The sequence below is a fragment of the Rhizobium sp. RHZ02 genome (assembly GCF_014851575.1).
GTDB classification, from domain to species: domain Bacteria; phylum Pseudomonadota; class Alphaproteobacteria; order Rhizobiales; family Rhizobiaceae; genus Rhizobium; species Rhizobium altiplani.
Map to the genome: position 1 here is coordinate 37,799 of NZ_JACUZX010000015.1, position 16,881 is coordinate 54,679.

At 60.6% G+C, this 16,881-nt stretch carries 19 protein-coding genes; 7 read left to right on the forward strand and 12 right to left on the reverse strand.

The genetic code is table 11. The features are described from left to right. Positions 1-35 precede the first annotated feature (35 nt). The 3 genes from ispH to IB244_RS20105 form a co-directional block, all read right to left on the reverse strand. Entirely contained in the window at positions 36-1,037 is a 1,002-nt protein-coding gene (ispH, locus tag IB244_RS20095; RefSeq protein ID WP_018859001.1) for a 4-hydroxy-3-methylbut-2-enyl diphosphate reductase, read from the reverse strand. A 62-nt stretch (positions 1,038-1,099) separates the two neighbouring features. Next, the gene (locus IB244_RS20100) at positions 1,100-1,849 is read right to left on the reverse strand and encodes an SURF1 family protein (RefSeq protein ID WP_025661099.1); all 750 of its coding nucleotides are present in this window, start codon (positions 1,847-1,849) and stop codon (positions 1,100-1,102) included. Continuing rightward, positions 1,842-2,225: a DUF983 domain-containing protein gene (locus IB244_RS20105; protein ID WP_018858999.1), complete on the reverse strand. Its 384-nt coding sequence runs from the start codon at positions 2,223-2,225 to the stop codon at positions 1,842-1,844. The genes IB244_RS20100 and IB244_RS20105 overlap by 8 nt, the downstream gene beginning before the upstream one ends. 131 nt (positions 2,226-2,356) lie before the next feature. On the opposite strand from IB244_RS20105, the gene IB244_RS20110 reads away from it, so the two are divergent. Further along, on the forward strand, positions 2,357-2,998 hold the full coding sequence (locus IB244_RS20110) for a chloramphenicol phosphotransferase CPT family protein (RefSeq protein WP_018858998.1): 642 nt from the start codon (positions 2,357-2,359) through the stop codon (positions 2,996-2,998). Positions 2,999-3,060: 62 nt separating this feature from the next. On the opposite strand, the gene IB244_RS20115 is transcribed toward IB244_RS20110, so the two are convergent. The 6 genes from IB244_RS20115 to coxB form a co-directional block, all read right to left on the reverse strand. Then, the gene (locus IB244_RS20115; RefSeq protein WP_018858997.1) at positions 3,061-3,939 is read right to left on the reverse strand and encodes a cytochrome c oxidase subunit 3; all 879 of its coding nucleotides are present in this window, start codon (positions 3,937-3,939) and stop codon (positions 3,061-3,063) included. Positions 3,940-3,997: 58 nt separating this feature from the next. After that, positions 3,998-4,603: a cytochrome c oxidase assembly protein gene (locus tag IB244_RS20120; protein WP_018858996.1), complete on the reverse strand. Its 606-nt coding sequence runs from the start codon at positions 4,601-4,603 to the stop codon at positions 3,998-4,000. Position 4,604: 1 nt separating this feature from the next. Beyond that, complete coding sequence (locus IB244_RS20125; RefSeq protein WP_018858995.1) at positions 4,605-4,742, reverse strand: hypothetical protein; 138 nt, start codon at positions 4,740-4,742, stop codon at positions 4,605-4,607. Beyond that, positions 4,742-5,698: a heme o synthase gene (locus tag IB244_RS20130; RefSeq protein WP_018858994.1), complete on the reverse strand. Its 957-nt coding sequence runs from the start codon at positions 5,696-5,698 to the stop codon at positions 4,742-4,744. Before IB244_RS20130 ends, IB244_RS20125 begins: the two co-directional genes overlap by 1 nt. Positions 5,699-5,767: 69 nt before the next feature. Next, positions 5,768-7,465 (reverse strand): cytochrome c oxidase subunit I, encoded by a 1,698-nt coding sequence (gene ctaD, locus IB244_RS20135; protein WP_018858993.1) that lies wholly within the window; start codon positions 7,463-7,465, stop codon positions 5,768-5,770. Between the two features lie 18 nt (positions 7,466-7,483). After that, the gene (coxB, locus tag IB244_RS20140; RefSeq protein ID WP_192305332.1) at positions 7,484-8,377 is read right to left on the reverse strand and encodes a cytochrome c oxidase subunit II; all 894 of its coding nucleotides are present in this window, start codon (positions 8,375-8,377) and stop codon (positions 7,484-7,486) included. 337 nt (positions 8,378-8,714) lie between these two features. Here coxB and IB244_RS20145 point away from each other — a divergent pair, with 337 nt between their 5' ends. The 3 genes from IB244_RS20145 to IB244_RS20155 all read left to right on the forward strand — a co-directional run bounded on the left by IB244_RS20145 (position 8,715) and on the right by IB244_RS20155 (position 11,319). Beyond that, positions 8,715-9,302, forward strand: coding sequence for an invasion associated locus B family protein (locus IB244_RS20145; protein WP_007793136.1), 588 nt, complete (start codon positions 8,715-8,717; stop codon positions 9,300-9,302). An 84-nt stretch (positions 9,303-9,386) separates the two neighbouring features. Continuing rightward, positions 9,387-10,802, forward strand: a complete 1,416-nt coding sequence (gene tldD / locus IB244_RS20150) for a metalloprotease TldD (RefSeq protein WP_018858991.1) — start codon at positions 9,387-9,389, stop codon at positions 10,800-10,802. A 19-nt stretch (positions 10,803-10,821) separates the two neighbouring features. Beyond that, positions 10,822-11,319 carry a GNAT family N-acetyltransferase gene (locus IB244_RS20155; protein ID WP_018858990.1) on the forward strand — a complete coding sequence of 166 codons (498 nt, stop codon included), beginning with the start codon at positions 10,822-10,824 and terminating at the stop codon, positions 11,317-11,319. Here IB244_RS20155 and IB244_RS20160 read toward each other — a convergent pair. Both IB244_RS20160 and IB244_RS20165 read right to left on the reverse strand, forming a co-directional pair. Continuing rightward, positions 11,316-11,624, reverse strand: coding sequence for a pyrophosphatase (locus IB244_RS20160; protein WP_018858989.1), 309 nt, complete (start codon positions 11,622-11,624; stop codon positions 11,316-11,318). The genes IB244_RS20155 and IB244_RS20160 overlap by 4 nt on opposite strands. Positions 11,625-11,682: 58 nt before the next feature. Then, entirely contained in the window at positions 11,683-12,960 is a 1,278-nt protein-coding gene (locus IB244_RS20165; protein WP_025661095.1) for a D-alanyl-D-alanine carboxypeptidase family protein, read from the reverse strand. A gap of 226 nt (positions 12,961-13,186) precedes the next feature. Here IB244_RS20165 and IB244_RS20170 point away from each other — a divergent pair, with 226 nt between their 5' ends. Then, positions 13,187-14,239: a polysaccharide deacetylase family protein gene (locus IB244_RS20170; protein WP_112642984.1), complete on the forward strand. Its 1,053-nt coding sequence runs from the start codon at positions 13,187-13,189 to the stop codon at positions 14,237-14,239. 5 nt (positions 14,240-14,244) lie between these two features. Here IB244_RS20170 and pdxH read toward each other — a convergent pair whose 3' ends face one another. After that, positions 14,245-14,865, reverse strand: coding sequence for a pyridoxamine 5'-phosphate oxidase (pdxH, locus tag IB244_RS20175; protein WP_113471801.1), 621 nt, complete (start codon positions 14,863-14,865; stop codon positions 14,245-14,247). 66 nt (positions 14,866-14,931) lie between these two features. Between pdxH and IB244_RS20180 the strand changes: the two genes are divergently transcribed. Then, on the forward strand, positions 14,932-15,390 hold the full coding sequence (locus IB244_RS20180) for an RT0821/Lpp0805 family surface protein (RefSeq protein ID WP_018858985.1): 459 nt from the start codon (positions 14,932-14,934) through the stop codon (positions 15,388-15,390). 251 nt (positions 15,391-15,641) lie between these two features. Beyond that, positions 15,642-16,811 carry a DnaJ C-terminal domain-containing protein gene (locus IB244_RS20185; RefSeq protein WP_169682689.1) on the forward strand — a complete coding sequence of 390 codons (1,170 nt, stop codon included), beginning with the start codon at positions 15,642-15,644 and terminating at the stop codon, positions 16,809-16,811. Positions 16,812-16,881 lie beyond the last annotated feature (70 nt).

Consider the following 16,881-nt stretch of genomic DNA (forward strand, 5'->3'; position numbering starts at 1 on the left):
CCCTCGACGACTGCTCCCCTAACCGGGATTGCGGCTCACCCGTTCACCCACGCCATATCCTCATGCGTCAGCTCTATGCTGCGCAGTTCGCGGTTGACGAGGAAATGCTCGTTTTCCTGAACCGTCTCGGCAAGCTCGACCTTGGCGTCGAAGCGCGCGCGGAAGGCCTCGATGATCTCGTTGACGATCACCTCGGGCGCCGATGCACCGGCTGACAGACCAAGCGTGGAGATCGGGCCGATCTCGTCCCAATCCAGTTCCGAGGCGCGTTGCACAAGGAGCGATTTCTTGGCCCCTGCCCGCAAAGCCACCTCGACGAGCCGCTTGGAGTTCGAGGAATTCGGCGCTCCAACGATGATGAAGAGATCGCAGCCGGGGGCTGCCTGCTTCACCACTTCCTGCCGGTTGGTCGTGGCGTAACAGATCGAGTCGGCCGCCGGTGCGGTCAGATTGGGGAAACGTTCCTGCAGGCGCGCGATCACGCCGGCCGTATCGTCCACAGACAGGGTCGTCTGCGTCACGTAGCCGAGATTGTCGGGATCGGCGGGCTGATAGACGTCGGCGTCCTCGACCGTCTCGATGAGAGAGACCGTGCCCTCCGGCAGTTGGCCCATCGTGCCGATCACTTCCGGGTGGCCCGCGTGGCCGATCAGAACGACATGGCGACCGAGCTTGTTGTGGCGCATCGCCTGCTTGTGCACCTTGGAGACCAGCGGGCATGTGGCGTCGAGATAGAAGAGGTTGCGGGCGCTTGCATCCTCCGGCACGGATTTTGGCACGCCATGCGCGGAGAAGACGACCGGCTGAGCGCGGTGCTCTTCCGGGATCTCGTCGAGCTCCTCGACGAAGACGGCGCCCTTGGCTTCCAGGCCTTCGACCACATAGCGATTGTGGACGATCTCGTGGCGGACATAAACAGGCGCACCGTAGGATTTCAGCGCCAGCACGACAATCTGGATGGCACGGTCGACGCCTGCGCAAAAGCCGCGCGGTCCGCAGAGCCTGATCGTCAAGGGAGGTTTCGCCGCAATATTCATGTCTGTTCCGGTTCGTAGGGATAGGGCTCTCTAGCCCAATATAGGCAAGAATTGAAGCGATACTATTGCGCGGGACCCCGCTTACGGAAACGCGCGACTACGACGATGATGACAAGCGTTGCCGCAAGCCCAAACCATGTGAAGGCATATTGCAGATGGTTGTTGGGCAGATCGACATCGGTGACCCCGCCGATCGGCAGCCCCTTCGGATTGGGGGTATCGTCCGCATCCACGAAGAACGGAACCACCTCGGCCTTGTCGAGCCCGACGCTCGACGCCATCACGTCGAGGTCCTTCCAGTAGAAGATATTCTTGGCGACATCATTATCAGGCACCACCCAGGACGGCTTGCCCGGAAGTTTTGCACGAGCAAGGCCGGTCACCGTTTGCTGATCGGTGAGCTGGCCCTGCATCCGCATTTCCGGCTCCTTGTTGTCGTAAGGAACGAAACCTCTGTTGACGAAGAGATAGCGGCGATCGGCAAACTGCAGCGGGGTGTAGACATAGAAACCCGTCTGGCCATGCCAGGTCGCAAAGAAGTGCCGCTCCTTGCTGTTGACGTATTCGCCGCTGACCGTGATGTGGCGATAGTCGATATCCTCGCCCGTCGCGGCCATTCCTTCGATATCAGCAAGCGATGCCGGCGACGCCTGCCGGCGCTCGGTGATATTGGCCAACAGCTTTTCCTTCCAGTGCAGCCGTTCGACCTGCCAGGTGCCGAGCGAGAGGAGGATGGCAAGCGCAATGACCACCGCGATGCCGGTGAGGACCGGTCGCTTTCGGCGTGACGCCGAAACATGAAATTCAGTCACGGGAAATGCGCCCCTCGCTGGCGTTGTGGCGATACTGCATCGCGATCAGGATCCCCTTGCACCAGCGAAGGGCAAGCAGGGAGAGAATGACGGTCAGGGGGCCGAACAGCATAATGTGCAGCCAGATCGGCGGCGCGTAGTTGACTTCCAGCCACAACACCGAGCCGATGATAATGAAGCCGACGATCAAAATGACGAACACGGCGGGGCCATCGCCAGCATCGGCAAAGGCGTAGTCCAGACCACAGGCCGAGCAGCGGGGCTTCAGCGCGAGCAGGCCATCAAAGAGCTTCCCCTGGCCGCAGCGCGGGCAGCATCCCCTGATGCCTGTCTTCACCGGATCGACCGGTGGAAAATGCGCGCTGTCCTCGTTCATGCCATCCTTCCAATTGCCTATGGCCAACCTGTGCGTCTGCCTTAACTCACCCATAAAGTATTCGCAGAGGGAAAGGAAATACCTGCGCTCTTTCGCCTCAGCGATTCGCGCCAAACAGAAGAAGAAAACTGATGACATACGACAGCTCGGCCGGACAGATCGTCATTCTGAACGGCGCCCCGCGCAGTGGAAAATCGTCGATCGCCAACACGATCCAGGAGCACTTCGACGGTCCCTGGATGAACCTCGGCGTCGACACCTACAACGACATGACCCCGGAACGCTATCTGCCGGGCATCGGGCTCCGCCCGGGTGGGGAACGTCCCGACCTCGAGGAGATGGTGCCGTTCTTCTATGCTGCGCTTTACGAGTCGATTGCAATCCATGCCGGCCTCGGGCTCAATGTGGTGGCTGACCTCGGTCATCACGACAGCTACTCTCGGCCGCTCGGTATTCTTTCCGATTGCGCGCGTCGGCTTGAGGGATTGCCGGTGCTTTTCGTCGGCGTCAAATGTCCGATCAAGGTCATCATGAAAAGGCGAAACATTCCTGCGCCCGGACGGCATACGCTGTATGTGCGCGCCGACGAACACGACGCCGTCCCCCATCCGGTCCAGCTCTGGCAGGAGCAGGTGCATATCCCCGGCATCTACGACCTGGAGGTCGATACCTCTGTATTGACGCCTTTCGAATGCGCCGAGGCGATCCGGCAACGCCTGGACCTCGGCATTCCGGAACCCTCCGCGTTCGAGCGCATCGCCGCCATGCGCTAATCCCCAAAACGAATAGGGCGGGTGCCGTGGCACCCGCCCTATTCAAATTCCAGACAGCCCGCTCAGCCTGCCGCCAACGGAGCGCCCCAGCCGCCCCAGACGTAGATGCAGAAGAACAGGAAGAGCCAGACGACGTCAACGAAGTGCCAGTACCAGGCCGCCGCTTCGAAGCCGAAATGCTGCTTCGGCGTGAAGTCGCCGCGGATCGCGCGCAGCAGGCAGACCAGCAGGAAGATCGTACCGACCAGAACGTGGAAGCCGTGGAAACCGGTCGCCATGAAGAAGGTCGCGCCGTAGATCGAGTTCTTGAAGGCGAACGGAGCGTGCGCGTATTCGTAGGCCTGCACGCTCGAGAATAGGACACCGAGCAGAACGGTCAGCGTCAGGCCCTGGATCAGGCCCCTGCGGTCGTTATGCAGCAGCGCGTGATGCGCCCAGGTGACGGTCGTGCCCGACAGCAGCAGGATGACGGTGTTGTAGATCGGCAGGTGCCAGGGGTCGAGGACTTCGATGCCCTTCGGCGGCCACTGGCCACCGGTGAAGGCAACGCGCGAGGCCTGGATCGCTTCATTCGGGAACAGGCTGGCGTCGAAGTAGGCCCAGAACCAGGCGACGAAGAACATCACTTCGGAAGCGATGAACATGATCATGCCGTAGCGAAGGTGCAGCGAGACGACGCGCGTATGCGCGCCCTCATTCGCTTCCTTCACCGTGTCCGACCACCAGCCGAACATGACGTAGAGGATGAGCGCGAGGCCGATGAAGAACAGCCACGGATGCGCCCATTCGACGCCGAAGAGATGCAGCGAGCCACCGTTGAGGTAGCGCATGAAGCCAACGCCGCCGAAGGTGATGATCAACGCGCCGATCGAAGCCAGCAGCGGCCACGGGCTCGGATCGATGATGTGGTAGTCGTGATGTTTCTGATGCGCATCAGCCATGTAAGCTATCCCCGGATCTCTTCCTCTCCGCTCCGGCATCGCCGGACACGAACCTCAATCAAAGTTTCTTTTCAAGCTTTACCGTTCCACCCTCATTCGAAGCCACCGGCTTCGGACCCTCTTTAGGGTAGAACGTATAGGACAAGGTAACAGTGTGGATATCTTTCGATTCCACGGCCTTGGTAATGTCAGGGTCAATGTAAAATACGACCGGCATTTCAAGCTTTTCGCCCGGCCTCAACACAGTCTCGTTGAAGCAGAAGCACTGCACCTTGTTGAAATAGACGCCAGCTTCGCCGGGGGTGACGTTGAACACCGCCTGGCCGCGCTGTGGCTCGTTCGACTTGTTCACCGCGGTGAAATTCACCTGAACGGTTTCGCCGATGCGCGGGTTGACCTCGCGCTGGACCGGCTTGAACTCCCAGTCGAGACCCGGCGCAATGTTGGCGTCGAAGGTGACGCGCATCTTGCGGTCGAGAATCACGCTGGAGGCCTGCTCGACGCGCTGTGTCGTGCCGTTGTAACCAGTAAGCTGGCAGAACATCCGATAGAGCGGAACAGCCGCATAGCTCGCAGCGCCCATGCCGACGACGAAGGCAAGGCACATGAAAACGACGGCGCCATTGTTGCGCTGTTTCCTCGGCGTGCTCTGCATCTCGCTCATCTTACATGTGCCCCGATGTGAACTTCACGATCGTGACCGCGTAGAAGAGTACGACAAGGCCGGCCAGAACCAGGCCAAGAGCGACGTTGCGATTGCGGCGCGACTTGCGTTGCGCTTCCGTAAGCTTGACGACGTCCATCAGAAAATGCCTCCCGCATGCGAAACGAGCACGGCCGCCAGCCGGTCGAACATCAGGGCGGAGAAAATTGCGAAAAGATACAGGATTGAGTAGCCGAAGAGCTTCTTGGCCGGGATCATCTTCTCATCGCCGTCCGGCATCCGCCAGACGGCGATGGAACAGTAGATGAAGATTGCGCCCAGGACTGCGGCAACCAGGCCGTAGCCGAGGCTCGCAAAGCCTAGGACAGTCGGCAGCACGCCGCACACCGCCGTCAGCACGGCATAGGCAACAATCTGATGCTTGGTGGTGCGCTCACCCGAGACATTGGGCAGCATCGGAACACCGACGGCCTCATAATCCTTCATCTTGAACAGAGCCAGCGCCCAGAAATGGGCTGGCGTCCAGAGGAAGATGATCATGAAGAGCACGAAGCTTTCGATCGTGACGGTACCCGTCACGCAGGCCCAGCCGATCATCGGCGGAAAGGCGCCGGCGGCACCGCCGATAACGATGTTCTGCGGCGTCGAGCGCTTCAGCCACATCGTATAAATCACGGCGTAGAAGAAAATCGTGAAGGCGAGGATCGAGGCTGCGAGCCAATTGACGGCGAGCCCCAGGATAACCACCGAAAAACAGGAAAGCACCAAGCCGAATGCCAGCGCCTCGCGCGGAGCGACACGACCGGCCGGTATCGGACGCTTTGCTGTGCGGGTCATGATCGCATCGATATCGGCGTCGTACCACATGTTGAGCGCGCCTGAAGCGCCTGCGCCAATGGCGATGCACAGGATGGCAATGAGACCGAGAACCGGATTGATGTGCCCCGGTGCCAGAACGAGACCGGCAAATGCCGTGAAGACCACGAGCGACATGACGCGCGGCTTCAGAAGCTCAAAATAATCGCGCGCGCTCGCCTCCGACAGGCGGAACTCGCCGTCGTGTGCAAGAGCTTTGCGATTGCCGATAACTGTCATTCTATTGTCCTGCAAACTTGTAAGCCGACCGCCGCACTGTAACACGCGGCGGTCGCGATTTCTCGCATCTTACTTGATGCGCGGGAGCTGTTCCCACTGGTGATACGGCGGCGGCGAAGACAGCTGCCATTCGAGCGTCGTTGCGCCTTCACCCCACGGATTGTCACCGGCAACGCGCTTCCTGGCGAAGGCTTCGAAGACACCGACGAGGAAGATCAGCACGCCGACGGCCGAGATGTAGGAACCGATCGAGGAAACATAGTTCCAGCCGGCAAACGCATCCGGGTAGTCGATGTAGCGGCGCGGCATGCCCGCGAGGCCAAGGAAGTGCTGCGGGAAGAACACCAGGTTGACGCCGATGAACATGACCCAGAAGTGCAGCGTGCCAATGAACTCGTTGTACATGTAGCCGGTCATCTTCGGGAACCAGTAGTACCAAGCAGCGAAGATGGCGAAGACGGCGCCAAGCGACAGAACGTAGTGGAAGTGAGCCACGACGTAATAGGTGTCATGCAGGGAGCGGTCGAGACCGGCATTGGCGAGCTGGACGCCCGTCACGCCACCGACGGTGAACAGGAAGATGAAGCCGATCGCCCAGACCATCGGCGTGCGGAAGCTGATCGAGCCACCCCACATCGTCGCGATCCAGGAGAAGATCTTCACGCCCGTCGGAACGGCGATGACCATCGTTGCGAACACGAAGTAGCGCTGCGCGTCGAGCGACAGGCCGACCGTATACATGTGGTGCGCCCAGACGACGAAGCCGACGGCACCGATCGCGACCATGGCGTAGGCCATGCCGAGGTAGCCGAAGATCGGCTTGCGCGAGAAGGTCGAGATGATGTGGCTGACGATGCCGAAGCCGGGCAGGATCAGGATGTATACTTCGGGGTGACCGAAGAACCAGAACAGGTGCTGGTAGAGGATAGGGTCGCCACCGCCTTCCGGCACGAAGAAGGACGTACCGAAATTGCGGTCGGTCAGCATCATGGTGATGGCGCCGGCAAGAACCGGGAGCGACAGCAGAAGCAGGAAGGCGGTGATCAGAACCGACCAGGCAAAGAGCGGCATCTTGTGAAGCGTCATGCCCGGAGCGCGCATGTTCAGGATCGTGGTGATGAAGTTAATCGCACCGAGGATCGAGGACGCACCGGCAATGTGGAGCGCGAAGATCGCAAGGTCGACAGCCGGACCCGGCGTGCCGGAGCTCGACAGCGGCGGATACATCGTCCAGCCGCCGCCTGCGCCGTAAGCGCCCGCCGGACCTTCGACGAACATCGACATGACCAGCAGAAGGAAGGCCGGAACGATCAGCCAGAAGGAGATGTTGTTCAAACGCGGGAACGCCATGTCAGGCGCACCGATCATGATCGGCACCATCCAGTTGGCGAAGCCACCGATCATCGCCGGCATGACCATGAAGAAGATCATGATCAGCGCGTGCGCTGTGGTGAACATGTTGAACATCTGCTTGGCGCCGTCGATGGCGGCGTCGCCTTCATAGCCGTAAACCATCGATGCCAGACCGTGGAAGATCTGGATGCCCGGCTCCTGCAGCTCCATGCGCATGGCAACGGAGAGCGCGCCGCCGACGATGCCGGCCATGATCGCGAAGATCAGGTAAAGCGTGCCGATATCCTTGTGGTTCGTCGAAAAGAACCAGCGATTGATGAAGCTCGGCTTGTGCGAGTGATCGTGATGGTCGTCATGGGCGTGTGCGCCATGACCGTGATCATGCGAATGATCGTGTGCGGAAGGTCCAGCCATGTCCCGTTCCCTCTTCCCTTACTGTGCGACGTTTTCGGCAACGTCGACGGTCTTTGCGGGACCATCGGTTGCGGCCATGAGTGTCTTGTACGCCCCAGGCAGATCAGTAGCAGCACCGGCGAGCCACTGCTTGTACTTGTCCTCGGAAACGACGTGGATAGCGATCGGCATGAACGCATGGTCCTTGCCGCAGAGTTCGGAGCACTGGCCGTAGAACAGGCCTTCCCGCTCGGCACGGAACCAGGTTTCGTTCAGGCGACCCGGTACGGCGTCGATCTTGACGCCGAAAGACGGCATTGCAAAAGCGTGAATGACGTCGGTGGGAGCAGCCGTCACGAGAACACGGACGGTCTTGTTGACAGGCAGGACCAGCTCATTGTCCACGGCCAGGAGGCGCGGATAACGCGACTTGTCTTCCTTGCCGGCAGCGGCGCGGTCCTGATCCTTCAGAAGATAGGAGTCGAAAGCGACCGGGGTTTCGCCCGAGCCTTCATATTCATAGTTCCACTGCCACTGGGTGGCCGTCGCCTTGATGGTGACATCCGGATTTTCCGGCAAAGTCAGCTGGGCGGTCAAAAGGTTAAACGAAGGCACCGCGAGGAAAAGAAGCACGAGAACCGGTCCCACGGTCCATGCGACTTCGATCAGCGTATTGTGGCTCGTTTTGGAAGGCACCGGATTGGCACCGGAGCGGAACCTCAGACAGACGACAATAAGAAGGACCAACACGAAAAGCGTGATCGGAACGATAAACCACAGGGTATATTGCTCAAACCAATGAATGTCTCGCATGATCGGCGTGGCTGCCGGCTGCAATGTTGCCTGCCACGGCTGCGGCTGGTCGGCATAACTGCCGGAAGCAAAAAGCAGACAGACCAGCGCGGTCAGAGCTGCAGAAGCCTTCTTAATCACCTTAATATCTCCCTCGAGCGCTGGTCCGTGCAAAATCGCGCACAGAATCCTTGCCATCTCAGCGCTTCAAACCACAGTTTGTCATTGATCGCAACCGCCCAAAGCGTTTGTTCGTGCGGCATTTTCGCATTCAAACAGCTTGATCCAAGCATAAAGAAACATTCCATCTTTTCGCTATCACCGACGAAATAAAGCTTGTGCAGCGCCCGACTACGCCAACATTCTCGGATAAACGTCCCATTTCCGCCGTAGTCCCCGGCTTTTCAGCGGGTGGGGCTTTTCATTTTTGGTGGCGCGCCCCAATTTAGCGGCACTGATTCGAATTGCAGAGGTTTTCATGGGTTTCCGTTCCCTCGCACGGCCGTTCGTGCTGACAGCGTGCATTGCGGCCGCAGCGACTGCTCCCGCTTTCGCCCAGCAGCAGCCCGCGCCGGCACAGCCCGCGCCCCAAGCTCCCGCCACACAGGCAACGCCCGGCCAGACGCAGCCGCAGGCACCCGGCACCGTAAAGTCGAACCACGGTGCATGGTCGGTCGTCTGCGACAAGCCGGCCGGCGCCTCGACCGAGCAGTGCGCCTTGATGCAGAACGTCATAGCCGAGGATCGGCCTGAGGTCGGTCTCTCCGTCGTGGTGCTGAAGACCGCCGACCGCAAGTCAAAAATCCTGCGCGTCCTCGCCCCGCTCGGCGTCCTGCTGCCGAACGGCCTCGGCCTTAACGTCGACGGCAAGGATATCGGCCGCGCCTATTTCGTACGTTGCTTCGCCGATGGCTGCTACGCTGAGGTCGTTCTCGAGGACGAGCTGCTGAAGACCTTCCGCAGCGGCGCGAGCGCCACCTTCATCGTCTTCCAGACGCCGGAAGAGGGGATCGGCATTCCTGTCGACCTCAAGGGTTTCGCTGAAGGCTACGACGCCCTCCCCTGATCGTCTCGCCTTCGGGGCTTGCTCGAACCGTCCACCGAACCTACATCGGCTGATAGCATTCCTGCTTCAGCGGAGCATAAAGATATGAATACGGATCTCCTGACGCTTTTCGATGCCGACGAAGCGAAGATGCGCTCGCTTGTTGCCGAGGCGCTTTCCGGCGCTGATGATGGGGAGCTCTACATCGAACATTCCCAGGCGGAATCGCTGATGTTCGATAACGGACGCCTCAAGGGCGGCAGCTTCAACACCGAGCAAGGCTTCGGCCTGCGCGCAGTTGCCGGCGAAGCGGTCGGCTATGCGCATGCGGGCGACCTCTCCGTCGCGGCCCTGAAGCGCGCCGCCGATGCGGTTGGCGCCGTCACCCGCGGTCATGCGGGCAGCTATGCGGCGGCTCCCCAGCGGACCAACAAGAAGCTCTATTCCGACGAGAACCCGATCGGCACGCCGACCTTCGAAGAGAAGGTCAAGGTGTTACAGGACATCGACGCCTATCTGCGCGGCAAGGACGCCAAGGTGCGCCAGGTGACCGCATCGATCGCCGCCAGCTGGCAGGTTGTCGATATTCTGCGCGCCGATGGTCACCGCGTTCGCGATATCCGGCCGATGACGCGTATCAACATCTCGGTCATTGCAGGCGAAGGCGACCGCCAGGAGAGCGGTTCCTACGGCAGCGGCGGCCGCATCGGTTTTGGCGATTTCATCGCCGAGGACAACTGGCAATACGGCGCCGACGAAGCCTTGCGGCAAGCGCTGGTGAACCTGGAGGCGATCGAGGCGCCCGCCGGCACCATGGACGTCGTGCTTGGTTCCGGCTGGCCGGGTGTCATGTTGCACGAAGCGGTAGGCCACGGTCTCGAAGGGGATTTCAACCGGAAAAAGACGTCGGCCTTTGCCGGTCTCCTCGGCCAGATGGTTGCGGCGCCCGGCGTCACAGTCGTTGACGACGGTACGATCGACAACCGCCGCGGCTCGATCACCATCGATGACGAGGGCACGCCGTCCGGCTACAACGTGCTGATCGAAAACGGCAAGCTGGTCGGGTACATGCAGGACCGACAGAACGCCCGCCTGATGGGCATGACACCGACGGGCAACGGCCGTCGGCAGGGCTATGCCCACGTTCCAATGCCCCGCATGACCAACACCTACATGCTGGGTGGCGACAAGACGCCGGAGGAAATCATTTCCTCCGTCAAGAGGGGCATTTACGCGGTTTCGTTCGGCGGCGGCCAGGTGGATATCACATCGGGCAAGTTCGTGTTCGGCTGCACGGAGGCCTACCTGATCGACAACGGCAAGATTGGCGCCCCGATCAAGGGCGCGATGCTGATCGGCAACGGGCCGGACGCCATGAAGCGTGTTTCAATGGTCGGCAATGACATGAAGCTCGACACCGGGATCGGCAATTGCGGCAAGGCTGGGCAATGGGTTCCGGTTGGTGTCGGCCAGCCGCACCTCAGGATGGATCAGATCACCGTCGGCGGCACGAAAGCCTAGTCTAGAACGAGCAGCGGCGATGAGCGAAATCGAAATCAGACCTTTCGTTGCCTCCGATATCGATGATGTTTTCGCGGTGATCCTGCCGATCCAGCGCGAGGAATTCGGCATCGCGATCACAGCCGACGACCAGCCTGATCTCGCCGCCATTCCTGATTTCTATCAATCCGGAAAAGGTCAGTTCTGGGTGGCGGTGCGCAATGGCCAGATCGTCGGCACGATCGGGCTGAAGGACATCGGCAACAGCCAGACGGCGCTGCGCAAGATGTTTGTTGCTGCCGATGTGCGCGGTCGCGAACATGGAGTCGCAGCCCGTCTTCTTGCCGGGTTGGTTGACCATGCGGAGGCTCAGGGGATCAAAGACATCTTCCTTGGGACCACGGACAAATTCCTCGCCGCCCACCGGTTCTACGAGAAGAATGGATTCGCCGAAGTTTCGAAAAGTGAGCTTCCGCCATCGTTCCCACTGATGGCCGTGGACAGCAAATTCTATCGGCGCAGGATTACTGCAGCCTAGCGCTGCTCTGGCCGGAAGAGCCATTTGCGCTTGATTGCCGCTGAGAGATCCAGATCGTTCCTGTGCGCGAAAAGAAGGATGTGGCCGAGGACATCGGCCGCCTCGTCGGCAAGGTCCAGCCGTAGCTCCTCATCCGACCTGCCCTTTTTGCGCCCTCTCCCGCTGACACGGTTCCAAGCCTGGGTAAGCTCGCCGATTTCCTCCTGAAGCTTCAGCAGAAACCAGTCGGCGTCGCGCTCGATGCCGTTGGCATCGGCGTAGTTCCGCGACGCACGCTCGAACTTTTCGGCGAGATCACTCAGCATCATGTTCTCCTTTTGTTTACAAAGGAGAACCCTGATTCTGTCGGAAAGTCGAGATGGATCAGCCGTGATCGGGCAACAGCATGCAGTCGTAGGAACGCTGCTTCAGCGCGTCGCAGGCAGATGTAGCGGCCTCGCGGCTCTGAAAGCCGATAAAGCGAGCGCGATAGACCTTGTTCGCGCCATTGCCGACAGCCTCGGTATAAGGCGATGCGGCCTTCAGTGCCGCACCACCTTCGGCCTTGGCCTGGGCCAGAAGGGCACGGGCGGCATCGTCGCTCGATGCAGCCGAGATCTGGATCTGCCAGTCGCCGGATGCCGACGGCGCGCCTGCGGACTTGGCGGCGATCTTGCCGGCATTGGCGGGTTCGGCGGCGGCGAACGGGCGCTCCAACGGTACAGTCGTATCGCTCAGAAAGCCGAGCGCCTTCGGCGCGAGATCATTGGTGCGCGGCGCAGTTCCCGGGATCGGCAGATCGGCATCAGCGGCAGCCGAAGCAACTTCGACTGTCTGGCGCGAGTTGGTGCTCGCGACGAGGTTGCCGCCCGCCGAGCGGCCAAGATACTTGTCGAGCAGACCGGCCATTTTGGCGTCGCGGCTGCGGGCAGTGCGGCCACCGAGCACGACGCCGACGACCCGGCGGTCGCCATCCTTGACAGCGCTGACCAGATTGAAGCCAGACGCGTTGGTATAACCCGTCTTGATGCCGTCCATGCCCTGGTAGCGGTACATCAGATTGTTGTGGCCGCGGATCGTGCGCCCACGGAACGTGAAGCTCGCCGTCGAGAACAGGCGGTATTCGCTCGGGAAATTCCGCATCAGCGCCACGGCAAGCGTGGACATGTCCCGCGCCGTAGTGACCTGCCGACCATCCGGAAGGCCGGAGGCATTGTAGAAGGCCGTACGGCGCATGCCGAGCTGCCGCGCCTTCTGCGTCATCATGGCTGCAAAGTTGGCTTCGGAACCGCCGAGCTTCTCGGCCATGGCTGCGGCAGCATCGTTGGCCGACTTGGTGATCATGCCGAGGATTGCTTCTTGAACGGTGATGGAATCGCCCGCGCGAACGCCGAGCTTTGTCGGCGGCCGCGAGGCGGCGTATCTCGACATGACAAGCGGAGTGTTCCAGCTGATCTTGCCGCGCTTGATCGCCTCGAAGGCCATATAAATGGTCATCATCTTCGTCAGCGACGCGGGATGATTCAGCACATCGGCGTTCTCGGCACTGAGCACCTTGCCGGTTCGGGCATCCAGGATCAGGGAGGCGCTGCCTGCCATCGCGGTCAACGGCGCCGCAACGACGAGCGTCGCTGTCATAATCGCGGCCAACAGCTTCTTCATGAAATTTCCCCTCAATGAACGAATAGCCGGCGCCATTCGGATTTGTCCCGTTCCACTACAGCAGTCGCCGATATGGCGCGACTTTGCGGCAACCGGTACCATTTTTGTCAAGTTTTACCTTTCATAGTGAAAATCCCGTAAAGAGGACACTCAAAAATCTTCATTCAGCAACACTTAACCGCAGGCTTGCTAGTTTCGCGGCTCCAGAAACCAGCGAGCAGTTGAGATGGCGGCGAGTATCAAAGGGCTTGCAAAGCAGATTGCGATTGCAGGCGGTCTTGAGACGGCCAACCTCCTGCGCGCAGCAGGCGTGATGCGCGGCGCGCGCGGACTTGGGGCCATCTGCACGCTCCATCATGTCCGTCCACGCGAGGAAACCGCTTTCGCGCCGAACGCGCACCTGGAAATCACGCCGGTATTCCTCGATCTCGTTCTCGATCGCCTGAAGAGTGACGGCTATCGTTTCGTGGCGCTCCACGAGATTCCAGCGCTGCTTTCGCAAACCGGGTCCAGCCAGCCCTTTGCCGCCTTCACGCTCGATGACGGCTACCGCAACAATCTCGTCTACGCCCTGCCCATCTTCGAAAAGTACGATGCGCCTTTCACGGTATTCGTCGCCAAGGGCCTCGCCGAACGCACGCATACGATCTGGTGGGAGACGCTGGCAGCGCTTCTGCGGAGAGAGGAGAGGCTCGGCTTCGATTTCGGTAGTGGCCACGAGATGCTTGACATCACGACGACCGAAGCAAAGGGCCGCGCTTTCGCGCGCATCGCCAGCCATCTTCATCGACATGACGAACGCGCCGCCGTCGCGGCCATCGACCTGATGGCGCGAAAGCACGAGATCGATCCGGACGAAATCGTCGACGATCTCGTCATGACACCGGCGGAATTCAATCTGCTTGAGGCGAGCCCCCTCGCCTCACTCGGCGCCCATACAATCAGCCACCGGGCGATCTCACGCCTCTCCGATCAGGAGGTTCGCGACGAGATGGAGGTGTCCCGCGACTACGTTGCAGCGATCACCGGACACCGGCCGGGCTCCTTCGCCTACCCTTATGGCACGCGCGAGGCCGTAACCCAGAGACAGGCACAGATCGCGCGCGAAGTCGGTTTCGACCTCGCGGTGACGACACAGGCGGGTGTCGTCACGAAGCGCTCGCTCAACAACATGACCTATCTGCCGAGGCTTTCGATCAACGGTCTCTATCAAAAGGTGCGGTACGTGTCCGGCCTTGCCTCCGGTATTCCGTTTCGGTTTGCGCCAAACAGGAGCTGAACGCTTCACGGATACATGCGAACCTTCGTCCAATCGCCTTCCGGCGAAGCCCGGCGAAACTCGATACGATCATGCAGGCGGAACTTCTGGTCCTTCCAGAACTCGATCGACACCGGCCGGATCCGAAAGCCCGACCAATGCGCAGGACGCGGGATCTCGCCGATCGCGTAGCGGGCGGTGTATTCGGCAACAGCTTTCTCAAGCGCGAACCGGCTCTCCAGCGGCCGCGACTGCTTCGACGCCCAGGCGCCAATCCGGCTGCCGCGGGCGCGCGTCTTGAAGTAAGCGTCTGCTTCTTCGTCCGTCACAGCTTCGACAGGCCCGCGCAACCGAACCTGGCGGCGCAGCGTTTTCCAGTGGAAACACATGGCCGCCTTCTTCTGTCCGAGAATTTCCTGGCCTTTCTGGCTCTCGAAATTCGTGTAGAAGACAAAGCCGTCGTGATCGAATCCCTTAAGGAGTACCATGCGGACGTTGGGAAGGCCGTCCTCGTCGACCGTCGCAAGCGCTACCGCATTCGGGTCATTGATCTCGGAAGCTTCTGCCTCTTTCAGCCACTCCGAGAAAAGATCGAAGGGTTCGTTTCGCTCGGTGAAGTCACCGCTTGTTAACTCATTTGCCGACATATTAGCTCAAATGCCCCGGGTTTATTCGAAGTTTGCCCAGCTTTTAGCTACTGGACAGGACGCAGGGTGGAAGTCATAGCAAAGTCAGATCGCCATACAAAGGGTCTGCTGCGTCGCAGCGCGGACCTCTGCGTTGTCGGTACGGCGGTGCTCTCCCTCTCCGCCTGCGTCTCCAGCGGATTGGACCTCTTCAGCAGCTCGAAGGTCGATCGGTCGGTTGCGACTGGCACCGTGCCACAGCCAGCGCCGACGAGCGACTCGATTTCCGACGAAATGACCGTCGGCAACGCCGTGACCTCGGCCGATATCCAAAGGTTGGAGGGACGCCCCCTCCCCTGGGCGAATGCCTCGACCGGCAGCGCCGGCGTCATCGACACGATCGTCGAGAACACGGATTCCGGCCAGGTTTGCCGCCAGTTCCGCACGACGCGGCACTCCTATGTCGGCATCGCGAAATTTTACGGCAAGACCTGCCTGGTCGGCGGCGGCAACTGGCAACTGATGAGTTTCCAGCCGGAAAGCTGAGTGCCGCGCGTTGCGTGCTTAACGCGCGCGGTTCCGTCCTCTCATGATGTTTAGCAAAAGGCTAACCATTCGGCGCAAAAGCGAGTTGTCCGCCACGCGGGCTAAGAACTGATTAGCAACTTCTACTCACAATCCGCCTGACGTGCGCACGGCTGCTTCCCTGGGGATGAGGCCGAGCGCCAAGTCAGAGGCTTCGGGGTGCTAGGGCAAGGGACAGGCACACCGCATCGGAACACCGGCGGTTTGGGGACATGCGCGATCCTTATAAGATTTTGGGCGTCAAGCGGGACGCGGGGCAGGACGAGATCAAGGCAGCCTGGCGCCACATGGCCAAGGCGGTTCACCCGGACCACAATCAGGGTGATCCGATGGCGAGCGCCCGCTTTGCCGAGATTGGCCGCGCCTATGAGACGTTGAAGGATCCGAAGAAGCGGAGCCTCTTCGACAATGCCGCGCGCATGGCGGAAGCCAAAGCCAATGAGAACACGATCATGCAACAGCGCCAGGCGGCTCGCGAAGCTGCCATGCGTGCCAAGGCAGCGCAAGCCAATGCCGAGCGCGTGATGGAAGAACTCGCGCGCGCCGCCGCCCAGAAGGCCGCGGCCGATGCCGCCAGCCAGCAGAAGACGGGTGCTGCCGAACCGGCAGAAGAAATGATCGAACGTATCTTCGGCACGCAGGCACGCGCCGCAGCCGGTGGTGGTCGCGACCAGGGTTTTAGCGCTGGCGCCGCGAGGCGGCCGGAACCGGAGGCCGCGATCGCAGACAAACAGCCGGAGGCCGGCAAGGCCGAGGCTGAGCAGCAGGCTGCCGAGGACGCGGCCGCTCAGGCCTCTGCGATCATGCAGCCTCTCAGCTTGCTGACTTCCCTGGTGCGTCGCTTCACCGGCAGCGGGACGCAGCAGGCACCTGAAAAGGTGCCCGACCAGTTCGCAACGAAGACCGTGAGCATCGACGATCTCATCAAGGGCAGCTGGCTGACGGTCGATCTCGGCGAAGGCCGGGAGGCCGGATTTGCGCTGGCCGCCGGTACGACGGAAGGCCACCAGGTACGTCTCAAGGGCCAAGGCCACAAGCTGACCGGCATGCAGCGGGGCGATGCGGTCATCAATATCCACATTGCGCGCGATGAGCGGTTTACCGTCAGTGGCTTCGACCTGCACACCGTGCTGCCGGTGACGATCGAAAATGCCGTGCTCGGAACCGATGCGCGCATCGAGGGCCCTCGCGGGCCGATCAACGTCACGGTTCCCGCCTGGTCTGGCTCCGACAAGACGATCCGAATTTCCGGTCAGGGACTTGCGAACGCAGATGGCGGCAAGGGAGATCTCGTCGTCGAACTGCGCATTATGTTGTGGGAAAAACCTGACGACAAAGTCACCGATCTGATGCGAAGCATGAAGAACGGGCTGTTTCTGTGAAATTTAGGTGACAAGCGCACCCTTTGTTACGATCCCTAACAGTTGATGATTGCTACTAATCTTGAACCGA